At 59.0% G+C, this 25,647-nt stretch carries 22 protein-coding genes and 1 pseudogene; 12 read left to right on the forward strand and 11 right to left on the reverse strand.

The window, feature by feature from the left end:
• Positions 1–5 precede the first annotated feature (5 nt).
• The 6 genes from NKF26_RS23620 (at position 6) to NKF26_RS23645 (ending at position 5,476) form a co-directional block, all read left to right on the forward strand.
• Entirely contained in the window at positions 6–794 is a 789-nt protein-coding gene (locus NKF26_RS23620) for an SDR family oxidoreductase (RefSeq protein WP_253227473.1), read from the forward strand.
• Positions 791–1,141, forward strand: a complete 351-nt coding sequence (locus tag NKF26_RS23625) for a cupin domain-containing protein (RefSeq protein ID WP_253227474.1) — start codon at positions 791–793, stop codon at positions 1,139–1,141. Before NKF26_RS23620 ends, NKF26_RS23625 begins: the two co-directional genes overlap by 4 nt.
• Complete coding sequence (locus tag NKF26_RS23630; protein ID WP_253235012.1) at positions 1,138–1,959, forward strand: fumarylacetoacetate hydrolase family protein; 822 nt, start codon at positions 1,138–1,140, stop codon at positions 1,957–1,959. Before NKF26_RS23625 ends, NKF26_RS23630 begins: the two co-directional genes overlap by 4 nt.
• 160 nt (positions 1,960–2,119) lie before the next feature.
• The gene (locus tag NKF26_RS23635; RefSeq protein WP_256487826.1) at positions 2,120–3,193 is read left to right on the forward strand and encodes a TAXI family TRAP transporter solute-binding subunit; all 1,074 of its coding nucleotides are present in this window, start codon (positions 2,120–2,122) and stop codon (positions 3,191–3,193) included.
• Positions 3,194–3,251: 58 nt separating this feature from the next.
• Positions 3,252–5,243 (forward strand): TRAP transporter fused permease subunit, encoded by a 1,992-nt coding sequence (locus tag NKF26_RS23640; protein WP_253227477.1) that lies wholly within the window; start codon positions 3,252–3,254, stop codon positions 5,241–5,243.
• Positions 5,240–5,476 carry a hypothetical protein gene (locus NKF26_RS23645; RefSeq protein ID WP_253235014.1) on the forward strand — a complete coding sequence of 79 codons (237 nt, stop codon included), beginning with the start codon at positions 5,240–5,242 and terminating at the stop codon, positions 5,474–5,476. Before NKF26_RS23640 ends, NKF26_RS23645 begins: the two co-directional genes overlap by 4 nt.
• Before the next feature lie 52 nt (positions 5,477–5,528).
• Here the strand turns inward: NKF26_RS23645 and NKF26_RS23650 are convergent, their stop codons facing one another.
• From NKF26_RS23650 to NKF26_RS23675, 6 genes are all read right to left on the reverse strand, one after another.
• Positions 5,529–7,007: an acetyl-CoA hydrolase/transferase C-terminal domain-containing protein gene (locus NKF26_RS23650; protein ID WP_253235015.1), complete on the reverse strand. Its 1,479-nt coding sequence runs from the start codon at positions 7,005–7,007 to the stop codon at positions 5,529–5,531.
• A gap of 1,011 nt (positions 7,008–8,018) precedes the next feature.
• Positions 8,019–10,343 carry a hypothetical protein gene (locus NKF26_RS23655; RefSeq protein WP_253227480.1) on the reverse strand — a complete coding sequence of 775 codons (2,325 nt, stop codon included), beginning with the start codon at positions 10,341–10,343 and terminating at the stop codon, positions 8,019–8,021.
• A 273-nt stretch (positions 10,344–10,616) separates the two neighbouring features.
• Positions 10,617–11,033: a VOC family protein gene (locus tag NKF26_RS23660; protein WP_253235016.1), complete on the reverse strand. Its 417-nt coding sequence runs from the start codon at positions 11,031–11,033 to the stop codon at positions 10,617–10,619.
• A 47-nt stretch (positions 11,034–11,080) separates the two neighbouring features.
• Positions 11,081–11,491 (reverse strand): hypothetical protein, encoded by a 411-nt coding sequence (locus NKF26_RS23665; RefSeq protein WP_253227482.1) that lies wholly within the window; start codon positions 11,489–11,491, stop codon positions 11,081–11,083.
• Positions 11,492–11,545: 54 nt separating this feature from the next.
• Entirely contained in the window at positions 11,546–12,334 is a 789-nt protein-coding gene (locus NKF26_RS23670) for a DUF2182 domain-containing protein (protein ID WP_253227483.1), read from the reverse strand.
• A 28-nt stretch (positions 12,335–12,362) separates the two neighbouring features.
• Positions 12,363–12,974 carry a DUF1326 domain-containing protein gene (locus tag NKF26_RS23675; protein WP_253227484.1) on the reverse strand — a complete coding sequence of 204 codons (612 nt, stop codon included), beginning with the start codon at positions 12,972–12,974 and terminating at the stop codon, positions 12,363–12,365.
• Between the two features lie 512 nt (positions 12,975–13,486).
• On the opposite strand from NKF26_RS23675, the gene NKF26_RS23680 reads away from it, so the two are divergent.
• Genes NKF26_RS23680 through NKF26_RS23700 form a run of 5 tightly spaced genes read left to right on the forward strand, consistent with a single transcriptional unit; the run spans position 13,487 to position 18,479 of the window.
• The gene (locus NKF26_RS23680; protein WP_253227485.1) at positions 13,487–14,794 is read left to right on the forward strand and encodes an ABC transporter substrate-binding protein; all 1,308 of its coding nucleotides are present in this window, start codon (positions 13,487–13,489) and stop codon (positions 14,792–14,794) included.
• A 41-nt stretch (positions 14,795–14,835) separates the two neighbouring features.
• Entirely contained in the window at positions 14,836–15,735 is a 900-nt protein-coding gene (locus NKF26_RS23685) for a branched-chain amino acid ABC transporter permease (RefSeq protein WP_253235017.1), read from the forward strand.
• On the forward strand, positions 15,735–16,925 hold the full coding sequence (locus NKF26_RS23690) for a branched-chain amino acid ABC transporter permease (protein WP_253227487.1): 1,191 nt from the start codon (positions 15,735–15,737) through the stop codon (positions 16,923–16,925). The genes NKF26_RS23685 and NKF26_RS23690 overlap by 1 nt, the downstream gene beginning before the upstream one ends.
• Entirely contained in the window at positions 16,926–17,666 is a 741-nt protein-coding gene (locus NKF26_RS23695; RefSeq protein ID WP_253235018.1) for an ABC transporter ATP-binding protein, read from the forward strand. It abuts the gene before it with no gap.
• Complete coding sequence (locus tag NKF26_RS23700) at positions 17,667–18,479, forward strand: ABC transporter ATP-binding protein (protein ID WP_253235019.1); 813 nt, start codon at positions 17,667–17,669, stop codon at positions 18,477–18,479.
• Positions 18,480–18,507: 28 nt separating this feature from the next.
• On the opposite strand, the gene NKF26_RS23705 is transcribed toward NKF26_RS23700, so the two are convergent.
• The 5 genes from NKF26_RS23705 to NKF26_RS23725 all read right to left on the reverse strand — a co-directional run bounded on the left by NKF26_RS23705 (position 18,508) and on the right by NKF26_RS23725 (position 24,382).
• On the reverse strand, positions 18,508–19,896 hold the full coding sequence (locus NKF26_RS23705; RefSeq protein ID WP_253235020.1) for an MmgE/PrpD family protein: 1,389 nt from the start codon (positions 19,894–19,896) through the stop codon (positions 18,508–18,510).
• Between the two features lie 64 nt (positions 19,897–19,960).
• Positions 19,961–21,424, reverse strand: a complete 1,464-nt coding sequence (locus NKF26_RS23710) for an acetyl-CoA hydrolase/transferase C-terminal domain-containing protein (RefSeq protein WP_253235021.1) — start codon at positions 21,422–21,424, stop codon at positions 19,961–19,963.
• Positions 21,421–22,020 (reverse strand): MaoC family dehydratase, encoded by a 600-nt coding sequence (locus NKF26_RS23715; protein WP_253227492.1) that lies wholly within the window; start codon positions 22,018–22,020, stop codon positions 21,421–21,423. Before NKF26_RS23715 ends, NKF26_RS23710 begins: the two co-directional genes overlap by 4 nt.
• Positions 22,021–22,151: 131 nt before the next feature.
• Positions 22,152–23,357 carry an acyl-CoA dehydrogenase family protein gene (locus tag NKF26_RS23720; protein WP_253227493.1) on the reverse strand — a complete coding sequence of 402 codons (1,206 nt, stop codon included), beginning with the start codon at positions 23,355–23,357 and terminating at the stop codon, positions 22,152–22,154.
• Positions 23,358–23,620: 263 nt separating this feature from the next.
• Positions 23,621–24,382: an IclR family transcriptional regulator gene (locus NKF26_RS23725; RefSeq protein ID WP_253235022.1), complete on the reverse strand. Its 762-nt coding sequence runs from the start codon at positions 24,380–24,382 to the stop codon at positions 23,621–23,623.
• 508 nt (positions 24,383–24,890) lie between these two features.
• Between NKF26_RS23725 and NKF26_RS23730 the strand changes: the two are divergent.
• Positions 24,891–25,082: pseudogene (locus tag NKF26_RS23730) on the forward strand (haloacid dehalogenase type II); the annotation flags it as partial.
• Between the last annotated feature and the right edge of the window lie 565 nt (positions 25,083–25,647).

Consider the following 25,647-nt stretch of genomic DNA (forward strand, 5'->3'; position numbering starts at 1 on the left):
AAACCATGGATTTACAGATAGATGGTAACACGGCACTCGTTACCGCGTCATCTAGTGGTCTCGGAAAAGCATCTGCGAAAGCACTCGCCCGCGAAGGCGTCAATGTCGTCATCAACGCCCGCGACTCCGAGAAACTCGACGCGGCAAAAGCCGAAATCGAGGCGGTTGCGACCGGCGACGTCATCGCACAACCCGGTGATCTCACCGATGAAGACGACATGAAAGAGCTCGTTCAGACGACCGTAAACGAGCTCGGTGGCCTCGACCACCTCGTGACGAGCGCGGGCGGTCCTCCGTCTGGCTCGTTCCTCGACACCGACGACGAGGACTGGTATGAGGCGTACGACCTGCTTGTGATGAGTGTCGTCCGTCTCGCCCGCGAGGCCCACCCCTACCTCCGCGAGAGCGACCACGGAACTATCGTCAACATAACGTCCCGGAGCGTGAAGGAATCTCTCGACAACCTCGTGTTGTCGAACTCCGTCCGGATGTCCGTCATCGGCCTGGAAAAGACGTTGTCGAAGGAATTCGCACCCGAGGTACGCGCGAACGCCGTACTCCCCGGCCCCCATGAGACTGAACGCATAGAAAACATCGTGAACGCTGCCGTCGACCGCGGCGACTACGACTCCTATGAGGAAGGTCTCGACGACTGGGCGGGTAACCCGCTCGAACGCATCGGCGACCCGATGGAGCTTGGGAACACAGTCGCATTCCTTTCTTCGCCGCAGTCCGGCTACATAAACGGCACCGCCATTCCCATCGACGGCGGCTCTACCGGGTCGAACCTATGAGACCTGTCAACTTCGACGATGCAGAATCGTACGAACCCGACGAGGGGTGGCGGCGCGTCTCGATGGCGGGAAGCGACAGGTTCAGTTTCGAGTGGTTCGAGAAGCCGCCCGGCCACTCGTCACCAATGCATGACCACGAGAACGAGCAGGTCTGCATCTGCCTGCAGGGTGAGTTGACGGTGGCAACTGAGGACGACTCGGTGACACTCGGGCAGTACGACTCCGTACATCTTGAGTCGGACGAACCACACCGCGTCGAGAACACGGGTGAGGAACTCGCAGTCGGCTTCGACGTGTTCGCGCCGGGTCGGTCGTTCGACTTCTGGACGGACCGGGAGGACGAATGAAGTACCTTGCGCGAACCGACACCGGTGAACCTCTGCTCGGGGACGACGACGGATTCGTCCCGCTCGGCAGCGTCCATCCCGAACTCGACAGCATCCGAGAGGCACTCTCGCCGGCGACTCACGGGAAGCTCCGTGACGTCGCGACCGCGACGGCGAAGCCGGTTCCCGCCGAGCACATCTCGTTCGGCCTGCCGCTCGCGTCGTTCGGGAAACTCTGGGGAATCGGGTTGAACTACGAGGAGCACGCGGGTGACTTGGACGAGGAACGCCCGGAGGAACCGGCGAGCTTCATGAAACCTAACTCGGTGCTGACCGGTGCGGGTGGTCCTATCCGACTGCCACCGCGGGAGCAGAGCGACCGAGTTACCGCAGAGGCTGAGCTCGCAGTCGTCATAGGGCGCACGTGCAATGGCGTGAGTGAAGCGGAGGCAGACGACGTCATTGCTGGGTTCCTCCCGGTCATCGACATGACCGCAGAGGACGTTCTCCAGCGGAACCCCCGGTTTCTCACGCGGGCGAAAAGTTACGACACGTTCCTCGTCGTCGGGGACGTTATCTCCGTCCCCGAGGAAGGGTTCGACCTGACGGAGTTGACGGTGACGACCGAGGTGAACGGCGAGGTAGCAGCGAAAAACGTCGTGGACAACATGCTGTTCCCGCCGCAGAAGATCGTCTCCTTCCATTCCAAAGTGATGTCGCTGTCGCCGGGCGATTTATTCAGTACGGGGACGCCGGGTGCGGAACCTATCGAGCCGGGTGACGAAGTTCGTGCGACAGTGGAATCTATCGGCTCCGTGAACTCGTTAGTCAAAAGATAGGTTCTGACGACGCTAAACTTACAGGGCATCATATTTTATAAATACTTTGGAATGGAGAATTTTTACCGGTAAAATTTGAGATATTATTACACATATTTAATAATTTTACAGGATTAAACAGGTAGTTTGTTATAGGGTGACATTGAACAAATGGGTGATCATGTCACGAAACGACATTCGACGACGTACATTCTTGTCTGGGGCAGCGACTGCTGGTTTAGTCGGTCTCGCTGGCTGCAGTGGTGGTGGTGGTAACAGCGACGGTGGAAACGGTGGTGGTAGCGGAAACGGTGGGAACTCCAGCATGTCCCTCCGCGTGGGAACGTCCGCGGGCGGCACCAAGGACGTTGGTCTCGCAGTCGAACGCGCCGTCAGCCAGAAGAGCGACAAACTCGACTACTCGACGGTCGAGAGTCCGGGCTATATCGGTACCATCTACCGGATGGCGCAGAACCAGTTCAACGCCGGTATCACCGACAACAACTCCCTGACGAAAGCGCTCGACGACCGTGGCCAATTCTCGAAGCATGGCGTCGACAGCGTCCCCCAGTACGGATTCTACGCATTCCCGTACAGCATCTACGTCATCGCCCGCGACGGCACGGGTATCAAAACGTTCGACGACCTCGCCGGGAAGAACGTCTACCCCGCGGAACCTGGCTATTCGACCCGCGCAACGACGCTCGATGTCTGGTCACAGAAGCCAACGAAGAACGTCTACGACAAGATGAACATCAAGAACATGGGCGTCGACTCCGCGCCCGGTGCGATGGAGGAGGGCAACATCGATGCCGCCATCGCCTACGGTACCCCCGGTGTCCGCTACACCGGATTCGTCCGCGAAATCGCCTCCCGTGTCGACGTTCACTATGTCAAACCCACGAAGGCGCTCAAAAAATCTGCTGAGTCCTACTCTGGCGCCGGCACCGGCACCACGAAGTACAGCGACTGGAGCATCGGTACCGACATCGGGACTGACGAGGTGTTTCACTGGAACCTCGAAGTCAACTACACGTTCAACCCGAGCGCGAGCACGGACGCCGTGTACGAACTCTGTCGCGTCGTCGACAAAAATAATGACGTCGTGAACGAGGGTGAAGAGCAGTTCAACGACTTCAAGTCGACGAGCGACATGCTCGCCTCCGCTCGCAAACGTATCCCCGTTCACCCCGGCGCCGTCAAGTACTACAAGGAGAACAACGCTTGGGACAGCAACCTCAAGGAGGGCAAATAAGTCTCTGGTGGACGACGCGCGTCGTCTTTGAACTATACACGATAGATCATATGTTATCATGAATACACAGACAGAACAGAACCCGACCGAATCCGGACTGGTCCGCGGACTCGACGTGCTAGTTACGACCATCGCTTTCGCCTTCTGGGTGTTCGTCCTCTGGTTCGCGAACACGCAAGAGTGGTCGACAGTCAAATACGGCGTCGTCTTCGTCGGCGGCATCATGACCGTCTACGCCCTCAATGAGACGCGAGTAGCGTTGGCGGAAGGCGATTGGATCGATAGCGCGGTGCTGATACCCGCGTCGCTCGTCCTCATCTCCGCGTCCGCGTACTTTGCGCTGAACTTCCAACAAGTGTATATCTTCCGACAGGGGTTCGCACTCGAACACGAGTATATGCTTGCCCGCCTCATCATCATCTCCCTACTGTACCTGACGTGGCGGGAGTTCGGGAACTTGTTTTTCTTCCTCGTCGTCGGCGTGCTGCTGTACGCCATCTATGGGAACTACGTTCCCGGCATCCTCGGACACGCGGGCATGACCGAACTGACGCTCCTACAGGCGACGGTCACTGACCTGTACGGGTTCTACGGGAACCTCACCCAGATTACCGCGTCGAAGATCGCACCGTTCCTCCTCTACGCAGGCCTGTTGTTCGCGTACGGGGCGTTTGACCTCATCCTTCGGGTCGCTATCGTCGCCGCGAAGTACGTCCGCTCCGGTGTCGCCCAAACCGCTGTGCTCTCGTCCGCCGTTATCGGCTCCATCAACGGGTCGTACACCGCGAACGCCGCGATGACCGGGTCATTCACTATCCCGACGATGAAAGATTCCGGGATGGCCCCCCACCGCGCCGCCGCCATCGAGTCGGTCGCGTCGACGTCCGGTCAGGTGCTCCCGCCGGTCATGGGCGCATCCGCGTTCGTGATGGCCTCCTACCTTCAGGTCTCGTACTTCCAGATAGTCGCCGCGGGTCTCGTCCCGGCGGCTATCCTCGTCGCTTCAATCGCCATCGCTGTCCACTACACGGCGCTCAGCGACACCAGCGATCAGGACCTCGACTTCGACGCGTTCTTCGAGGACAAACTCACGACTTCCCAGAAATGGTTCCAGGCGGTTCGGTTCGGCGTTCCGTTCGCCCTCCTCGTCTACCTGCTCGGGGTCGTCCAGTACACCGTGATGACGTCCGCGCTCTACACGGTCGTTGCTATGATCATTACCGGCATCGCAATGCCAGTCGTCCACCGCGCCGTCACCGGATCATTCGCCGACGCTGGCCGCGAATTCCGCGACCAGTTATTGGCCACCGTCCACGGGTTCCGCCGTGGTGCCATTATTCTCGCACCGATTGCAATCATCCTCGTCGTTATCAGCGGCGTCGTTAACCTCTTCGGAACGACCGGTATCCCCTCGAAGATCGCGCTGATGCTCATCAACATCTCCGGTGGTATCCTGCTGTTCGCCGTCCTGCTCGGGATGGGCGTAGCTATCCTGATGGGGATTGGGCTGCCGACAGTTGCCTCCTACGTCATCGTCGCCATCCTCATCGTCCCGACGTTCGTCGCCGACTTCGGCGTCCCCAAACTCGCCGCCCATTACACGGTGTTCTACGCCGCAATCCTCGCGGGTATCACTCCGCCGGTTGCCACCGCGGCAGTCGTAGCGGCCGGGATCGCCGAGGCGAACTTCTGGCGGACCTGCGGTGCGGCGATCAAGATTGCCGCCCCCCTGTTCGTGCTCCCGGTCGTGTTCGTCTACAACACCGAACTTGTGTCGTTCACGCTCGGCACAAACACGCTCGCCGTCGGGACGCTCGTCCTGCTCGGCGCTATCGCGATGATCTACGGATTGAACTATCCGTTTAAACTGAAGCCCGGTCGCCGGATCCTGATACGCACCGTTCTCACCGTATTGGGCGTGGTCGTGATGGTGTATCCTGGGTGGCTCGTGAAGGGCGCTGGGATCGTTGTGTTTGCCGGCGTCTTCATCGGTGAGAAGGTGATGTTCCACGATCTCGAACTTCCGTTACTAACGGAGGTGAAACAATGAGCGAAAACGACGATCGAGGAGCGGCGATTGAATCGGACGACCCGACGGCGAACGCCGGTGATCTTGGCGAACTTATTCCCGAATCGTTGCTACCGGTGTGGCGACGTATCGAAGCGATCCAGGCGTTCCGCGAGACATACGGTGACCGGTATACTGGCGTTCTCGAGATACTGACCGCGTTCGTCCTCACCGCCGGCTACCTTTATTGGCTGTTCCTCTTGCTGACCGCGTAGCGGTCCGACTGCCCCGATTTCATCGACACGTCAAACGAGGGTGAGTGGTGCACTACTGTTGCCACTCGGCCGCGCGGTTCACATCGTGCGGGATGTGGCTGTCCTGCGTTTTCACGTTCTCGAGGTATGCACGAAGATCCGTCCGATAATCAGGGTGTGCGCAGTTCTCGACGATGCGTTCGGCGCGTTCGACTGGGGAGAGCCCTCGGACGTCGGCGACACCTTGTTCGGTGACAAACACGTCGATGTCGTGTTCAGTGTGGTCGACGTGGAACGTCATTGGAACTACGCGGGAGACGTCCTTCCCGGTGAGGCGAGCGGGGAGCGCGCAAACGGAGACGAGCGAGTTCCGGTTGAAGTCTGCAGAGCCGCCGACACCGTTGATCATACGTTTCCCGCCGACATGTGTAGAGTTGACGTTCCCGTAGAGGTCGAATTCGATCGCGCTGTTCACGCCGACGACGCCAAAACGGTCGATGAGTCCAGGATGGTTGGAAACGTCGGCAGGGCGGAGGACGACGTCCTCGGCGTATCGTTCGACGTCCGCAAACAAACGGTCCTGACCGCCGCTAGTGAGGGCCAGGGAGGTGGCGCTTGCGCTCTTGAGACGACCACCGTCCAGCATGTCGAGCAGACCGTCCTGAATGAGTTCGCCAAAATAGACCACATCCCGGCCACCGAAGTCGAGTTCCTTCAATTCGCCCATCAGTGCGTTGCCGAGGCTTCCAACGCCGAACTGGAGATGGACGGCATCCTCGAAGACGGGCGTTCTGTCGACCTCTTTGGTGAGGAATGCACCGAGATTTTCGGCGATAGCGAGGTCGTCGCTAGTAGGGTCACGGAACGTGTACGTCGAATCCGCGCGGTCGGTCTCAACGACGGCGATTAGTTTCTCTGGGTCGAACGAAACATAGGGTTTACCGATGCGGTCGCCGGGATCGTCAAGCGGTATCTCGCCGCGGTTCGGGGGTGCGTCCGGCCGGTAGATGTCGTGTAACGCTTGCAGTTCCCGAGGCTGGGCGTAGTTCAGTTCGACGATAAGTTCGTCGGCGGCGGCGACAAACGCCGGAACCTGGCCGAGCGACGTCGACGGTACGAACCAGTCTTCACCCACGGCAACGGCTTCGACAATCGCGACATCCGGGTTGACGAGGGCGCCGTACCGGACCTCGTCACCAATGGCGGAGGCGTTCCGGTCGCTGAACGCGACCTCGCGTCGATTCGTCATCGCGCGGGCGACCCGGGAAGACTGGTAGGAGAACCGGCGGGCGACAGCACCAGATTCAACGAGGTCGACATCGATTTCGTCGCCGACGTTCCCGCTGCTGACGAGGGCGATCGCAAGGTCGCGGTCGTCATCGGCGAGTGCGAGCGGCACGAGTTTTGGGTAGCCGACGCTCCCGAACCCGCTGGTGAGCACAGTGGCGTCCGGCGTGATCGTCGCGGCGGCGGTCGCGGCGTCCACGAGCGGGAGATCACCGTACCGGCGATCGATGACAATGCCCGCGTCCGGGGGACGTTCGTTGGTCATCGTTGATGAGCTGGAGCTGGTGTCGGTCGTATCCGTACCACCGATCCTCGGCGGTTCGTCGATGTCGGGACAGTATTACATTTTGATTGCATAGTGCACGAAGTACGGCTGATGACTGAAAGTGCCCGCGGCGACTATTAAATGTACGTTCCCTCCGAAATCTGTGCGGGGTATCAGTGGTCGCGAAGCCGTCACGATGGGTCGTCATAGCGCTCGAACGCATCACAAGCAGCAACAAACACACCCTCTCCAACGGGAAGAATACTGAAACTCTTCGACCACCGGATCGTCTGAAGCGGATCCATTCCTGTCTTATGATTCACTCAATCGCCTGGACTGAAGCACACGCCAGAGAATAGGGGTATCGGGGTCGTAATGATGCCATATATTCTCGGTGATCGGGAGCGCGGTCGATTCATCGCTGAACTCGGAACAACCGTGCCAAAAAGTGGACTCTACTGTGTGTTGGGAGACGCACGACACGATAACGCGAACATCTATGGGCTCACTCCCCAAATACTTCAGTCCCGTTTTGACGCTGCTTGGGTATACTCTTGGCGAACTCTAATTCATATATTAGAACCGTAGTAATCGTTGATTATTATTTAGAATGGAGCGCATAACAATACAAATAGTTCCTGTATAGAATTTATGGACTACTGGGAAACTGAATCCGAGCGGGAGATGATTCTTGATTGTTGCTGGTCAGCGAATGATAAACGCACAGGATCGTCACCAGATAAACAAGCCAAGGAATTCTGGAAGGGCTTGGTTGTCGCAGGTTCATTTGCATCTCTCCTTTGGCTTGTTTTCATCCTGTCATTAGTAATCCATCACGTACTAATATAATTATTAGTAATATCAAATATTCGTGACTCGAACCAACTCGGTTTCGCCGAGCGCGATCAACTCGACGCAGACTCACCAACAAGGTGGTGCTGGACATCACAGGTGAGTGAGAGAGATTGGGGAACGGAGAGATAGGTATCTCAAAGTCGCGCTCGCTACCGCCTACACGGTGAGCGTCTCGAGTTGGTCGTCACTGATAGTCTGATCGAGGATAATCTGTCCCGTTCCGCGCATCGCAGTGCTCACGAATTCCGTCACGTCGACGTCCTCTTCGTCAAACTCCTCCCGGAACTCCATGTACTGAGCGACCGTATAGAGGGTAACGCCGGTCTTGTACACCCGTTTCACGTACTCCTTTCCCGCGTCCGTCAACGTGTGGTTCGTCAAGAACTGCTGAAGTGGCGCAGCGTCCATATTGATGTAGACGTCCATCTCCTCGGTGGAGTCCATCACCTGCACAACTGTGTCCTCGTCGAACCCACGGTCGTAGGCGTCCCAATCCTCTTCGTGGACGGAATGCGTGGTTGGTAAGATCATCTCGTCCTCGCTAGACCCGTTCGTGTTCCGCGTTCGGTCGTCAATACGCGGCTCTAGATATTCGAGCGTAAACGATCGTTCGAGGGTCATTTTGCCGTCCCCACCAGCGGGACCGACCTTGACGTGAATCGGGAGGCGCTGTCCGGGCGACGCGTTCTCGATTGGTTTCAGTGTGATCGCGAGGATACCGTTCAACACCCGCACGGATTTGACCACGTCACTCGGAGTGACGTCGATCGACCCCGGATCGCCGCTTCGCGTCAGATAATCGTTCGGGGCATCGAGGACAAATCGCTGCCAAGCATACGCATTCGGAGGCATCTCCTTTCCATATTCTAGAGCTGCGTCCGTCTCGACGTTGCTCTCGTCCACCGTGTCAGTGGTGGACGTGCTCCGATCTGGATTCCAGATGTTGTAGTCATCCGGACCGTGGTACGTCTCGATGAGTTCGAGCCTGCACGGATACCGATCGTGTGAATCGACGTCCGAGTTCGCACCGTGCACGGTCGGTCGTTCCAACCGCTCGCCAGTGGCGAAGTAGCGTTGTAACGCCGGGTTCCGTTCGAGAATCGCCATCAGTACATCCTCGACAATCTCGTCGGGGTCGTCCGTCGGTAGTTGTTGGCGACGACGCCGTTCTTCGTCGACGAGGATGTCGTTCGTCCCGAGAAGCGATTCGAGTTCGCGCTTCAGCGTGCGTGCACTCTGACTGTTCCGGAGTCGGTCGCGTGACGCGGGAAAGAGATCGACTACGCTCGAATCGTCGAGGGTGGAGAAGTCGACGAATACGAGTACGTCGCGGGCAACGTGCGGGAGACTGCACCGATTCCGAATGAACGTCCGCCCCTGGTCGCCGTGCGTTTGTCCGTTGATGACGAAAAAGATGGCTTGACCGCGGTGTTTCTCGCCACCGACGAAGTGTTTGTTCTTCGCCGTGATGGGGTCGTACCCGCGTTCGTGGGTAAAGCTATCGTCGGCTTCGAGCGTCGCGTCGTCCTCGAAGAGGATTATGCGGACATCCCGGGTGTCGAGCGTAGCATCCTCGAAGTTGTAGGCGATGGTCTGATCCGATGCGACCAACTCGTTGTACTGGTCGAGAGTGGCGAACAACCCGTTCGTCGTCGTCACATCCGGTTGCCTGTCGCCTCGCGTGTCCGCGAGTGTGATCGGGATGGGCGTGTCGAGAAGATACCGTTCGAGTCGGTAGCGAAACGATGTCGTGAACCGCGTTTTCGCCTCAACGGTGAAGTCGAACAGTTTGACGATCGAACCAGCGATCTGACCGTTTACCGTCCCCGGGAACGTCGGTACGTCGCCATCGAGCGTGAGATACTCGTAGCGATCCTTCGTCCTGTTCTTTCGAATGAGCGTCCAACTCCACTCCTTGGGGCGGTCGACGCCCGCAGAGAGGACAAGTTTGTAGCCCCGCTCGCCGCAGAACGGTAATACGCCGGAGCTTCCCATTCCATACTTGCCCTGAAGGAATCCGTATTGCTGTTTGGTCTTTCCCGGTTGGAGGAATCCGAGGAAGGTCTCTTCGAATCGTTTCAGCGACTGGCCACAGCCGGTATCGGAGAGCGTCAACGACAGCGACTTCCCTCCCGTACCATCGGCAGTGAGGCGTATCTCTTCGTCGTTGGGATCGATGAGCGTGTCGGCGGCCGCATCGAGTGTCTCAAATTCGTCACCGGTGTACTCGTTACCAACGTATTCGTGATAATTTTTCAGCAGAATGGCGTCGATACTATTGACGATGAGTTCCGTCAACGCAGCCATCGGATCGGCCTGCTGGTTCTCGACGATGCCGTAGTTGTTCTCGATACCGCCGAGCGGTTTCCACACGACAGCTTCGAGACGACCGTCGGAGAGCGAAGCCGTAACGTCGGCCTCCGTTTTTGCCGTTAGGAACTGTGCAGCGTCCTCTTGTGTGGTGTTGAACTGAATTGACATGGTCTGGTGCAGCAGGTGTCTTTCGTGATGCTGCAGGTGTGTTGCTTGAGTCGCATCTGGTGAATGTGCGGAATGGCTCGTGTCCACTGACTATCGCTTTGCCCCCTATCACGTCCGCAGATTCCTCGTTCTATATATACGATTGCCATCATACCTGATTGGCCAAATCTCACGATATTGTTTCCCCCCGGTGATGTCTCGTCGGCAGTGTGCGAACCTCGTTGCTCCGTTTTGTCGCCCTGTGAGCGGTAGTACGATGGGGCTATTTGACTATTAACTCGTCTCTGTTCCTGAGGGATGTTCGACAAGGACAATTCCATTCCCGTAGAGATCGATTGCGACAGCTTCGATTCCGTACGGCTGTTCTGTCGGCTCAGATGTGAATTCAACGCCGCGTTCACGCAGCGTTTCATATGTGGATTGGCAATTATCCACAGTAAAGGCGAGTGCCGGTTGCTCCCCGATCATTTCAGAGCGACGCTCTGCTTCCTCGCCTTCGAACCAGTCAAGCGGTTCGAGGACGATTTCCACGGTGTCATCCTTTTCAGCTGCGACAGTAACCCAACGCTGATCATCGGGTCCAAACGTCTCGTCTGCTTTCTTTTTTAAGCCGAGCTTCTCGGTGTAAAAGTCCAGTGCTTCGTCTTGGTCGATAACAATGCGGGTCGTGAGGCGAAGCTTTTCAATCATAGTTTCCTCCGTCTCTATAGATGCCGTTCAGGAGGAAATACTCTCGCCTAGTGGACTGAAAGTGACCGTCTGTACCTTGCCATCGACGTCAAGTCCCCGGACTCATCAAAGTCACTATTAGCCACAAGACCCCCGCAGCCCACCAGTATACTGTCTCTATCGACGACGTGACCGAGGACCTGATGGCGTGTACCTGCCCACATCACGTCCACCGCAACGCCTTCTGCAAACACATGGCCGCAGTCGAAACCGCAACCAACGACGGGACACTCGAGACATTCCCGTCCGAGGACATCGAAGACGATGCCGAACCGGACGACTGTGATTGTAAGAGACTTGGTGGTTCCTGCGCTGGCCGAGCATACGAACGGGACGTAAGGAACTGCCGAACTAACCACCGCTTCAGTCTTTTTTATTCTCAGCTGTGCAGTATTCACGAACTCTTCGGGTTGCTGCAAGCATGAGGCTCACGTATGTCCCCGAGAATACCTATCGACATCGGCCAAATGTGGCTACATCGTTGCGACCACGATGAGGACAACGCCGAAAGCACCGGCGAGGATGCTGACCGCCTTCGTCAGTCGCTCACCCCACGCGACCATTCGTTCGAGAGAAAGGACGACCGTAATGACGGCCATCCACAGGATGTTCATCGAGCCGACGACCACCATTACGGCGAACAATGGCCAGCAACACCCCACACAGAAGGCGCTAAATCTGAAACTCATCCGTGCCGCCCCACGAATCCCGGAACGATGGTACTCCATCAAGAATCCGAGTGGCGTCCGGCAGTATTTCAGACACCGATGCTTGTACGGGGAGAGCTGATACATCGAGAGCAGTATCAGCGTTCCGCCGAACAGCAGCGTACCGTTCCGGTCAGCGAGGGTGGTAATCGGCATCATTGCGTTTATGGCTAGCGGAACAATTCCTGTAAGTGCCCACACGAGTGCGTACGTTCCCATGAACGCGCTCGTACGCGCCGCTTTTCCGGCTCTTGTCGCGCCGTCAATCGTCTTATAGTACATTCGGAAGAGCGGCACCGACGACGGGAACATCATCGCGATCATCATCACACTCCACATGAACAGGTACAGGAGGATTCCCGAGAGGCCATTCGAGAGGGCCATCGCTTCCGGGACTCCGGGTGCGGACATGGACATCCCGCTCCCAGCGCCCGGCATCGGGAGCCAGCGCTCCACGAGCGCAACCCAGGCGAGCAACGCGATCACGTACGTGACAAGCGCGACGACCGGGAGGCGTTGCAATCCGAACCGACTTCGATACGAATCTCGTTCCATCTGAACACCACGAGTGGAAATCGTACTCTCAGGTATTCGCCAGTTCGAAGTCTCCGAGGTAGGCGTTGTTCCCCGAGACGTCCCACTCGAACCGATCGTCGTACGACACAGTAGCCGTCGTCGACTTTCCGGTTCCCATCCGGAGATTTTTCGTGAGCGGATGAGGCATTATGGTGCCGAGTTCTTCGTTGAACCCGACCGTACCGCTCGCGTCCATGGCCATGACCTCCCCGATCTCGACCGAGAAGTCATCACCGTCGCGCGAGAAGTCGATCGGTGCGGTTACGACCTCTGCGGATTCGACGTGCGCGTCGGCCACGGCTGCCCAGATGCCGCCCGCCCGTCCGAAGTAGATGTCTTCGAGCGCATCGTACTGGTCGTCGTCGGCTGCTTCGTCGATCAGCAGTACGACGTCCCAGCCGGTGTCGGGACCGAACATAACGCCCTCCTCGGTGGAAATGAGCATACCGACCGAGAGCCCACCTAGATACACGTCCCCATAGTTGCCCTCCCGAATTCGCCATGCCAACGAGACCGTACAGACGTCGTCATCAGGTGGTTCCAGCCAGATACACTGGCACGCGACATCGCAGTTGCAGGCTTCGACGTAATCCCCCTCGATGGTCCATTCCTGTGTCATTCGGAAACACCATGTCTCGTGTCAACACAGATCACGATAAATCTACCTCTACTTAGTAACTCTTTGTTACGGCTTCTGATCAGCCACCGGTCAGTACGCAATGATATCGAATAGTGGTTCCCAATACCGTTCACAAACTGATCTACCGTGTTTCAGGTGCCCTTCAGCCGGCAGAAACAGCGCCCACCCGAACGTCAAACACACCATCTTTCAAGTGAATTTCAGCAGTGCAAACAGTCTCCAGCAACCAGTTTGGCAGTCCACTACTCCCACACTATATTTCCGGAGTAACTCCGCTGTCCACTACTGGGAGACGCCTTCTCCTGTCACAATCACTCTCGCTCTCACAGTCACAGACAGTCCCAGTGAACCAGTCCACTTCACAACTCGCCGCAGCACGCTGGATCCCTTCAGTCATCACCGGATATAACCATCACCTACTGTTACTAGAATGACTGTCTCACGAGCAGAAGAGCGAACATTTAAAACATTCTACTGAGAAATATTGTGACATGCCATCAAATGACAGGCATGATCAGAGAGACCGCAGTACAGCCACGAGTCGGCGGCGACAGTTTCTGAAGACGACCGGTGCGGCGGGTATTGTTGGTCTTGCAGGATGTTCGAGCGGTGGCAACAATGACAACAACGGAAGCAAGAGTGGGTCGTCCGGTTCGAGTGGGAAGACGCTCACGCTCGGTGCCGCCATCTCGAAGACGGGGGAACTCTCCAAGGAAGGGAAACTGTACCTCGACTCCTACAAGATGACGATCAAGGATATCAACGACAAGGGGGGAGTCAAGGTCGGAGGTGACTCGTACAAACTCGATCTGAAAACGTACGACGACCAGAGCGACCCGACGAAGTCCCGACAGTTGTTTCAGAAGCTCATTCAGGAGGACGGGGTCAAGTATCTGCTCGGTCCGTATTCGAGCGGGGTGACCCTCGCCGCACAGCCGGTCGTCCAGAAGAACAAACTCCCCATGGTCGAAGGCGGCGGCTCCTCGACGGAGATCTTCTCCGACAGCAACAAGTACGTCTTCGGCCTGCTCGCCACCGCACCCCACTACGCAGACGGTGCGTTGAGTCTTGCGAAGGGTCTAAAGAATCCGAAAGTATCTAAGATCGCCATCGCCTACGAGAACGACATCTTTAGCAAGGGATCGGCCAACGGCGTCCGTAAGATCGCCAAACAGAACGGCTGGAACATCGCCGTCGACGAGTCGTTCCCGTCGGGGGCCGACGACCTCTCGTCGATCCTGAACAAAGTCAAGAAGAAATCGCCGCAGGTGTTCGTCGTCGCCGGTCACTACAAACACGCCGTCCTCGCGGAGAAACAGATGAAGCAATACGATGTCGACGTTCCTATGACCGTCGAGACGGTCGGTGCGACGACGAGCGACTTCATCGACGAACTGGGCGACACCGGCAACTACGTCTACGGGACGAGCCAGTGGGCAAGCGGGGCGAAGTACAAAGGCTTCTTTTACGGGTCAGCTCCCGACTACGTGAAACACTTCAAGAAGAGCCACGACTACAACCCGGACTACCACAACGCAGCCGGAAGCGCGTGCATCCTGTCGTATCTCCGTGCGTTCAAGAAGGCGGGATCGACAGATCCCAAGAAAGTCAAGGACCAACTCGCCAAGATGGACGTCGAGACGTTCTTCGGGAAAGTCAAGTTCGGCTCGAACGGGGCAAACGTCGGGAAGAAGACCGTCGCGTACCAGTGGCAAAACAAGAAGAAGAAACTCGTCGCACCGGAGAGTGTCGCCAAATCCGACGCCAAGTATCCGGCACCCAAGTGGTCCAAGCGCTAACGCTACGTTTCACAGATACAATGATCACTGTACTTACCAATTTGTGGAACTCGATCACAGACCCGAGCGTCGTCATCAACGGGTTGCTCATCGGCGGGGTCTACGCCGCGATGGCCATCGGCTTCACGATGATTTGGGGCGTCGTCGGCGTCATCAACCTCGCACAGGGCGACCTGCTGATGCTCGGTGCGTTCACGACGTGGACGACGGTCGGCACGATCAGCGCGACCAACCACCCGAGCTTCGGGCTGTTCGTCGTCGGCCTCCTTGTATCGATGGTTGCGGTCGGCGTGCTTGGCTACTTCATCCAGCGGCTGCTCGTCAACCAGGTAATGCGGACGAGCAAGTTCCTGACGCTGTTGTTGACCTTCGGGCTGGGGATCATCATTCAGCAGTCGGCGCTGCTCTACTGGGGGGCGACTCCCCGGTCTATCAACCCCTCTGTCCCTGGGCCGTCGAACTACCAGTTCCTCGGTGCGACGATTCCGGCCGAACGACTGCTCATCTTCGTCGTCGCGGTCCTGCTCACGGGAATCTTCTACGTGTTCCTGAAGCGGACGCGGACGGGACGGGCGATCCGCGCCGCCAGCCAGAACGAACAGGCGGCGCAACTGGTCGGCCTCGACATCGACCACATCTACAGCGTGACGTTTGCCATCTCGGCCGCGGTCGTCGCCGTCACCGGCGGCCTGATCGGGATGGCTTTCTCGTTCCAGCCGGGAATGGGGAACGCCTATACGCTCAAGAGCTTCGTGGTCGTCGTCATGGGCGGACTCGGCAGCATCATCGGCGCGCTCGTCGGCGGTCTCCTGCTCGGTCTCATCGAGCACCTCGGATCGAATATCTGGAGTGCTAGCATCGCCGACGCCATCGGGTTCACCGCGCTCGTCGTCTTCCTGTTGGTCAGACCGAACGGCCTCTTCGGCGAGGCGGATGACTGATGGTCGACGCTGATGAACTCGACGTCGACAACCCGAAGCGAGCCCTCAGCGGCGTCTCACGGCGCTCGAGGCGGACGCTCCGCCGGTCGGTCCCGGAGCGATACCGAACCGTCTACGGCCGAACGACCAGCGCGATTGGCAACGTGCTCGGAATCATCGTCCTCATCGTCGCGGTATACGTCCTCCTCCGGGCCGCGTTCTACCTCGTCGCACCGTACGTCGGGGTCGGAATCAAGACGAGTCAGTACACCGTGATGAGTCGCATCCTCCAGTTCGTCGTACTGGCGCTGGCATGGGATCTCATCGGCGGCCAGACGGGCTATGCCTCGTTCGGCAACATCACCTTCTTCGGCATCGGTGTGTACACGGTCGTCGTGCTGATGAAGGGAACGCTCGTCGGGACGTACGGCTTCCCGGTCGCGTTCGTCGCTGCCGGGATCGTCGCACTCGTCTACGCCCTCATCCTCGGTTACCCGTTGCTCAGGCTACGGGGCCACTACTTCGCCGTCGCGACACTGGGCGTCCTCGTGGCGACCCAGCAGTACGTCGCTAACCTGAAACAGACCGGGGGCGGCAGCGGACAAACGCTTCCGCTGCCGGGCTTTGCACAGGTCGATCGAACCTTTTTCCTGCTGTTCGTCGGCCTCGCCGTGGTGACCGTGATCGTCTACTGGTACCTGATGAACACGCGGTTCGGGTACGGCCTGAACGCGATTCGGGACGACGAAGCCAAAGCGCGCGCGATGGGAATCGACACCACGAAGTACAAGATCGTCGCGTGGGGGGTGAGCGCACTCCTGACCGGCTTCGCGGGCGCGCTCTTCGCCTACCAGAACTCCTACGTCAGCCCGGGAACGGCGTTCAACATCGATTGGACGGTGCTGATGATCCTCATGGCGCTGGTCGGCGGAATGGGCCGTCTCTGGGGGCCTGTCCTCGGGGCGGCGTTCCTCTGGGAACTGCGCAACACGCTCTGGAGCGGCGGCCCGATGGTCGACGCTGTTGGAACGATCACCGGTGTGTCGATGCGCAACGCGTACCTCGTCGTGTTCGGGATCATCCTCGTCGCAATCGTGATCGGTGCGCCCAACGGAATCCTCGGCTATTTGGAGGGGAAGGACGTCTTCGGAGTCACTAGACGGCGGGTGGACAAATTGCGAAATCGTGGCACGGCGGGAGGTGAGGAGTGAATGACCGAACTGATCGGTCGAGACGTTACCAAAACCTTCGGCGGATTGACCGCCGTCGACCACGTCGACATCGAAGTCGGCGACGGTGACATCGTCGGCCTTATCGGATCGAACGGGGCGGGCAAATCGACGCTGTTCAACTGCATCACGGGCGCGCTCCAGGTCGACGAGGGAACCATCGAGTTCAACGGCACCGACATCACGGGGACAAAAGAAAACGTGATCGCCCAGCGCGGTATCGTCCGCGTGTTTCAGGAGGTTCGGGTGTACGAGGGCATGACCGCCCGCGAGAACCTGCTGGCAAGTGTCGACCACGGGTCGGAGTCGACGTTCGACCTCTTCCGTCCGTACCCCGACGCCGTTACCGAGCGAGCCGACGAGTTGCTCGATCGGGTCGGGATTCCGTCGGAAGGCGACACACTCGCCGCCGACCTCAACTACGGACACCGAAAGCTCCTCGAACTCGCGATGGCGCTGATGACCGACGCCGAGTTACTCCTGCTAGACGAACCGGCCGCCGGACTGAACCCGACGACCAGAACAGAACTTCGGACGCTGCTCGGGGAGATAAACGAGGAGAAGACGCTCCTCGTCGTCGAACACAACATGGACTTCGTGATGAACATCTGTGACCGGATCTACGTACTGAACAACGGCGAACTCCTCGCGGAAGGACAGCCAGAAGCGATCCAGAACGACGAACGCGTCCAACAGGCGTACCTCGGCGGAGGTGACGAGTAGATGGCCACCGACGATCCGACAGGATCCGACGAGCGGTCGGCGTCCGATGGAATGGCCGTAGCCGAGGAGACGACTGCTGCCGATCGACGCGGAGTCTCCGACGACGCGATGCTGGTCATCGACAGTGTCACCGCCGGATACGGCGACACGGAAGTCATCACGGACGTCAGCGTCGACGTCATCGAAGGTGAAGTTGTCACGCTCCTCGGACCGAACGGAGCGGGCAAGACGACGCTGATGAACAGCATCTACGGCTTCGCCGACGTCGACTCCGGATCGATTTCGCTCCGCGGGCGCGACGTGACCGACGCCGACCCGGTCGATCTGCTGCGTGGCGGCGTCGGCTACGTGATGCAGAACCCCTCGATCTTCCCGAAGATGACCGTCGACGAGAACCTGATGATGGGTGGGTTCATTCTCAACGACGACGACGTCGTCCGCGAGCGGGTTGAGGAGTTGTACGACGACTTCGATCGACTCGCCGACCGCCGTAACCAGCAAGCCAGCACGATGAGCGGCGGCGAGCGGCGATTGCTCGAGATCGCCCGTGCGCTCTTGCTCGACCCCAATCTTGTGTTGTTCGACGAACCGAGCATCGGCCTCGAACCGACGTACGTCGACATGGTGTTCGACCGGATCGAAGCGTTGAACGACCGCGGGAAGACCGTCCTGCTGGTCGAACAGAACGCCGAGAAGGGGTTGTCGGCGAGCGACCGTGGCTACGTCGTCGCCGACGGTGAGGTGCAGTACCAGGGGTCATCCGACGAGATGCTCGAAAACGAAGACATCGCACGGCTCTACCTCGGCGCGTAGCACGATTCGAGTTCTCGATCTTCCTTTTTTAGCGATCCGAACCGACGAGAGGAGCCAACACGTCCGAGAGTCGCCGCGAAGGCAGCGACTGCAACGCTTCGAAAGCACGGTGGGCGGCGCTCTCGGTGATTGCCCGCGTCGCCGTCTCGACGAACTTCGTCTCCAACTCGTCGGTCGTCGGCGGATGTTCGTGGGTCCACGGCGGATGCTCACGGACCGTCTGGTGACTCCCGTCGGCAGTTTCGATAGTCACCCTCGCCGCGTGAGAGTCGTAGGACATCGACTCGTCGACCTCAAAGTCGATCCGGGGATAAAGTTGCGTGAACCGGTCGTCCGTGGCGGCTTCGTCAGTGAATTCACCGAGACTAACCCGGTCGCTCGCGATGGCGACTGCGACCGCGTGTTGCATCGAGAACTTCGACTGGAGCGCGTCCGTCGGCCGCTCGTAGGTGAGCGCGTCGCCGGCACCGCCCGCTGCCTCGACAACCACGCGTTCGACGTCGGTCGGTACGATCCCGTGTTCGTCGGCCAGCGACCGCGTCGCCGCAATCGAGGAGTGGGTGAAGTAGCACGCGGGGTAACGTTTGATGTGAATCCCGCGGCGTTCGAGCAGCCAGCCGTCGCTCGTCGGTGCGGTCGGGACCTCCACGTCGTCTTCCGTTTCCGGACCGTACAGCCGCCAGAACCCGCGAGAGCCGTTTAGAGTGCCATCCCCCGCTGTGAATCCGTCCGCGGCGAGGAGCGCCGCCGTCACGCCCGACCGGGCCGCCAGTCCCGCGTGGATCGGTTTCGTCATCGATCCGAAGTTCTCTTTCGTCCCGGCGGGCGTCGAGGCCGCGACGTGGAGTGCGCAGGCCGTCGTCTCCATGTCCAGATCGAGCAACGACGCCGCGACGGCGGTCGCGCCGAACGCGCCGAACGTCGACGTGGCGTGCCACCCCGCTTCGTAGTGGGACGGACTAATTGGGGCGGCGACGTAGCACGCCGTCTCGAATCCAGCCGCGTAGGCGGTGACGACTTCTTCGCCGGTCGGATCGACCCGGTCGGTGAGCGCGAGGATCGGTGGGAGCAGTACTACACTCGGATGGCCGTCCATCGCCCACGAGAGGTCGTCGTAGTCGAGTGCGTGACTCGCAGTGCCGTAGGCGAGCGCGAGTTCGGCGATGTCAGCGTCCGTCTCGGCGGCAGATGGGTCGGGAAATCCGTCGCCGCTGGAGTGGCCGGTGGTGAATTCGGTGACGATTTCGGAACTCCCGGCTCGCGTCCCCGCCAACGTGACGCCGACGGTGTCCGTGATCGCTCGAACGACCGTCTCGTGTGCGGCGTCCGGGACGTCGTCGTACGTACACTCGCTGATGAAATCTGCGAGTACGTCAACCGGTGATTCCTCTTGCCCGTGCGTCGAATTTTGTGCCATGCAATCACACGGTCGAGAAGCGGTATAAAGATTGGCGTCGTGTGAGTGGCGACCAAGCGCCGAGTCACTCGTCGAACCAGTCGAACGCGACGTCGAAGTCGTGTGGGAGGTGACCGCGCTGTCGCTCGGCGCGGTCGACGTACTCGCGGAGACGAGGGCGAAAGTCGGGATCGGCGCAGTCGTCGATCACGGTCTCGGCCCGTTCGACGGGACTCAGCCCTCGAAGGTCGGCCACGCCGTGTTCGGTGACGATGACCGAGACGTCGTGTTCGGTGTGGTCGACGTGCGGGACCATCGGGACGATGCGCGAGATGTCCCCCCGACCGGCCGTCGACGGGAGCGCCGTGATCGATAGCAGGCCGTTCCGGTTGAAGTCGCCGCTGCCGCCGAGGCCGTTTATCAGCCGCGTACCGCCGACGTGCGTGGAGTTCGCGTTGCCGTAGATGTCAACTTCGAGCGCACTGTTAACCCCGACGACGCCGAATCGGTCGATCAGTTCGGCGCGGTTCGAGACATCTGCGGGACGGAGTACGAGTCGTTCGGTGTAGCCTTCGATGTCGTCGAACAGTTGCTGCTGACCGTCTTCCGAGAGCGCCAGCGACGTCGCGCTGGCGGCGTCGAACGTCCCGTCCCGAACGAGATCGAGGAGGCCATCTTGAAACACCTCGCCGAAGTAGTCGAGTCGCCGGTTCCCGGCGTCGAAGGACTCGAGCGCGCCCATCAGCGCGTTCCCCATGCTCCCGACGCCGAACTGGAGGCGAATCGCCTCTTCGAGTGCGGGATTACGGTCGAGTTCCGCGGTGAGGAAGTCGACGAGGTTCACGGCGATGGCCTCGTCTTCGTCGGTCGGGTCGCGGAAACTGTAGGGCGTGTCCGGGTCGTCGGTTTCGACGACAGCGACGAGTTTCGATGGGTCGAAACGGATTCTCGAATCGCCGATACGGTCACCGGGACCATCGAGAGGAATCGGACCGCGGGGCGGGAGGCCAGGGCGGTAGACGTCGTGGAGCGCCGCGAGCGCCGTCGGCTGTGCCCGATTTACCTCCACGACGAGTCGATCAGCGGCGTCGACGTACGCGGGCGTGTGGCCGATAGACGTCGACGGGACGAGCCAGTCCTCGCCGACGGCGACGGCTTCGACGACCGCGACGTCGGGGTTCCCGAACTCGCCAAGTGCCGCTTGGTCGCCGAGTCGCGAAATGTGCGTGTCGTGGAACGCGATTCGCCGATCGTTGACCGCCCGGCGTGCCTCGGGACGGGCCTGATACGGAATCCGCCGCGCGATGGCGTCAGCTTCCACCATGTCAGTGTCGATCTGATCGCCGGTGGAGCCGCCGCTGACGACTGTCAGTGCCAAATCGCGGTCACTCGCCGCCAATGCCTCGGGGACCGCCTTCGGGTTACCGACGCTGCCGAACCCGCTCACGAGCATCGTGTCGTCGTCTTCGATCTCCCCTGCTGCAGCCGTCGCGGACCGAGTCGGAAGATCGCCGAGGAGGCGTTCGTCGTCGTCGAACGCCCTGGTCATAGGTCCTCAGGTTGGGTGCCGACACCCTCGGGCCACCCGGTCGGCTGTGCCGCCGACGGCTGGGCGTATTCGCGTTTGAGCACCATCGGTGTACGTTCGAGCGAGAGCACGAGATCGTCGTTCTGATTGTACGCTCGGAGTTCGGTCGTGACGATGCCGACGTGGTCGCGGGAACTGCTCTCGCGTTTATCGAGTACTTCGGATTCGGCGAAGAGTGTGTCGCCGTGGAACACCGGGCCGTGGTGGCGGATGTCGTCGTACCCGAGGTTCGCCGTCGCGTTCATCGATACGTCGACGACGCTCATCCCGACCGCCAGCGCGATGACGAACGTCCCGTCAACGAGTCGCTCACCGAACTCCGTCGCGGCGGCGTAGGGCTCGTTGAAGTGCATTGGGTTCGCGTTCATCGTTAGGTTCGTGAACCAGACGTTGTCGGTCTCGGTCACTGTCCGCCCGTAGGGGTGTTTATAGACGTCGCCGACCTCGAAGTCCTCGTAGTAGCGGCCTTCCCAGCCGCCGACGAGTTGACGGTCGGTGGTCGGTTCGTCGTCGTTCGATTCGTCATTGCCGTCAGTCGGATTCGTGTCGTCGGTCATGTGTGGTATGTTCGTGTGGTATGTGTGTTCTGTCTGGGTGAATTACGGTAACCTTTCGCGTCGTTCGAGGCGTTTTCCGATGTTCGATCGCCGTCGTGCGTACTGGTGTCGAGTCGTTCCCCCGGCATCGATCAGTACGACCGCGGAAGCCCGAGGACGTTGCTCCCGATGTAGTTCAGCGCCAGTTGCTGCGAGATGGGAACGATACGGGTCAACCGTGCTTCGCGGAAGTACCGCTCAACGTCGTACTCGCGGGCGACACCGAACCCGCCGTGCGTCTGGACGGCGATGTCGGCCGCGTCGAAGGCCGCCTCGGCCGCGAGGTACTTCGCGGTGTTCGCCTGCGCTCCCGCCTCGGTCCGGTCGAGGTCGTCCAGCGCCGAGGCAGCGTCGTAGGTCAACTGTTTCGCCGCCCGCAGGTGGGCGTACGCCTCGGCAATCGGATGCTGAAGCCCCTGATTCTGTCCGATTGGTCGGTCGAAAACCTCGCGTTCGCTCGCGTAGTCGACGGCCGCTTCCAGTGCGACTTCGCCGAGTCCGATGCACTCGGCGGCGATGACGAGTCGTTCCTCGTTGAGGCCATCGAGCAGTTGGTAGAAGCCGCGTCCCTTCTCGCCGATGAGATTCGAGACGGGGACCCGGAGGTCCGAGAACCACATCTCGAAGGAGTGGACGGCGGTGCTCGCCGTTTTCGGGATCTGCCGGATTTCGAGCGCGTCTTGCTCGAAGGCGTCGTCCAGATCCACGAGGAACATCGAGATACCTTCGGTCCGTTTGTCGGCTTCGGCCTTCGGCGTCGTCCGGGCCATGAGAATCGCGTAGTCCGAGTGGTCGACACGCGAGATCCAAATCTTCTGGCCATTGACGACGTACTCGTCACCGTCTTTTTCCGCTTTCGTCTCCATCGACGTCGAGTCCGACCCGGCGTTGGGTTCGGTGAGACAGAGCGACTGGACGGCGACGTCGCCCCTCGCGACGCCCGGCAGTATTCGTTCTTTCAGTTCCTCGTCGGCGTAGCGTACCAGTGGAACGGAGTTGTATATGCCGCCGTGAATCGACTGCGGGGCGCTGAATCCGCCGCCACAGGCCGCCAGTTCTTCCATCATCACGGCAACCTCGGGGGTCCCCATTCCGACACCGCCGTACTCCTCCGGGACGAGAATTCCGAGCCATCCCCCCTCCGCAAGCGCGTTAACGAAGTCAGTCGGGTACGACTCGGTTCGATCGCGGTCGCGCCAGTACGCCGGGCCGAACTCCTCGCAGAGTTCGCGGACGCTGTCGCGGACGAGGCGCTGTTGCTCGGTGAGACCTATCTGGTCCCGCCACTTGCTAACCATGCGCTTGAAATTCTGCGCACGAACTCATAAACTATGGGGATCACGCCAGTTGAGGCGAGGTCGATAGGTGAGAAGGAATGCATCAGCACAAAGACGGGAGCACGACAGACGACGGTCAGCATCGTTCGATGATCGCGAACATTTGTCGACAGAGACATCGTTCTATTACAACGATGCGGGCGTAACACCGCTGTGTAATCCCGTGAAATCGCCGTACGGTTCCCTGCCAGCGGACGAGCGATAGATTCGCGAGCGTCGTACAGTTAGGAGTACGCGATCTTGAGTTCAAGTTCGTTCGTGACGCCGAGTAGGAGCTCCGGGACCTGTGTTTCGAGCCGTTCGCCTTCCAGGCGATGTGCCGGTGCAGAGACGCTGAAAGCGCCGATAACGGTACCGTCCGATCGTTTGACGGGAACACCGACCGCGTTGAGGGATTCTATGTTCTCTCCTCGATTGAACGCGTAGCCGCGTTCACGGATCGTTTCGATCTCGGTCCAGAGACGTTTCTTGTCCGTGATCGTCGCCGACGTCCGCGCCGGGAGGCCCCAACGGTCAACGATCTCGTGAATCCGTTCATCGGGGAACAACGCGAGGATCGCTTTCCCCGCTGCGGTCGAATGAAGCAGGATCTCCTTGCCGACGCCCGAATCGGTTCGGACGGCCCGTTCGCCAGTCTCGCGGTAAAGATAGATGCCTTTGCCGTGTTCTTCGGCGATGAACTGCGCTCGTTCGTCGGTCTCCTCGGCGAGTTCCACGACGAGCGACTCGGCGAGCCGATACGCTTCCTTCCGAGTGCGAGCGTACTCGCTGAGACCGAGGAATCGCAGGCCCACATAATAGACATCACCCTCCTGAACCACGTAACGGGCCGCTTTCAACGTCGAGAGGTGTACGTGGACGGTACTCTTCGCCAACCCGAGCCGGTCGGCGAGTTCGGTTACGGACGCACCGTCGGACTCGCGAAGTGATTCGAGCACCCGAAAGAGTGTTGTTCCCGATTTTAGTGTTCGGCTTCCCTCACTCATAGGTTATCAACTAACGTGGTAGTACTTAACGTTCGTGAACCACGAACACAGAAATACGATGAACACCGAATCCCTCGGTCACGCCGTCGAGGGTCAATTGTCGACCTAGAACATCCGTTATCAAGAGCATCACACGCAATTATGAGCCACCGAAACGAGATCGTGAGGAGCGAAATAACACACATATAGGATGGTTTCTCGAACATATCGGGTCGACGGATCGCTTCCAAGCAGTAAACCGTATCAAAGAACGATATGCAAAAGAATCGTCCAAAAAGGGACAACTCATGCAAACGAACGTCGATATAGTGATAGCTTCGTTTCCTCCAACTTGCAGAGATTTGCTCGAAGTTTTGTAAACGCGTTCACCGTGAATTGTTTGCAGACTGGGCAGGATGGACCTTTGAAGTGAATAATAGTCGATAGTGCGTGGTTTTTGGAAGCTCCAAGAGCGGGATTTGGATCGATGTTGACCGCTGCAGGGTTGGAATCAAGTGGTTCCGCCATAATGAAGTCATCAAGGAAGTTCGATTCCGAACGCGTCACAACGGTCACGTTTGACTCGTACAACACACTCGTCGATGTCGATGCTGCCGAGAAGGCACTCGCAGACAGGGTCCCGGACCCCAAATCCGTCTCGAAACTCTGGTGTTCACGATCTCTGGAGTACATGTTCGTCGCAAACCACATCGACGTCTACTAGCTGTTCTTTGAAATGAATCGAGATGCGCTCCAATACGTGCTGGACGTTTACGGCATTGGCAAGAGTAATCGCCATAGCGTGCGGTACGTCCAGTACGACTAGACGCTCCATACCGGAATGTAACAAAATAATAGCGCCTGAGTGACCGACCAATCCCGATCATTTTCGACCTTCGCCGGTCAATCGTCGAGGAAGGCGATTTTGCATCTATGCTCAGGTACAATCGTTTCCATTACGTTCCTAACCACGTAATGGTAATATAGTTACTCCCCTCCACAAGGTAAATAATCCCCACGCTGAGATTTATCCATGATTGATAAGGGAGGCAAGAGGACACGATAGGTAGCCATCCTCATATTCAGATGAATATTCCTGCTCGAATTGATAATTAAAATATGACACTCATGAAAAGGGAACCAAGATAAGTCTATCCAGGAAGAACATAGACGAGCGAGCTCGCTCCAGTTTATTTCTATAACATGATGATTGACGGTCTCGGATAGCACCGACCAGCGAACGCTGACGGAAAGCGCGAGCACTGTGACTGACGATACACCCGAGA

This window comes from Haladaptatus sp. AB618, assembly GCF_024136965.1.
Lineage (GTDB): Archaea > Halobacteriota > Halobacteria > Halobacteriales > Haladaptataceae > Haladaptatus.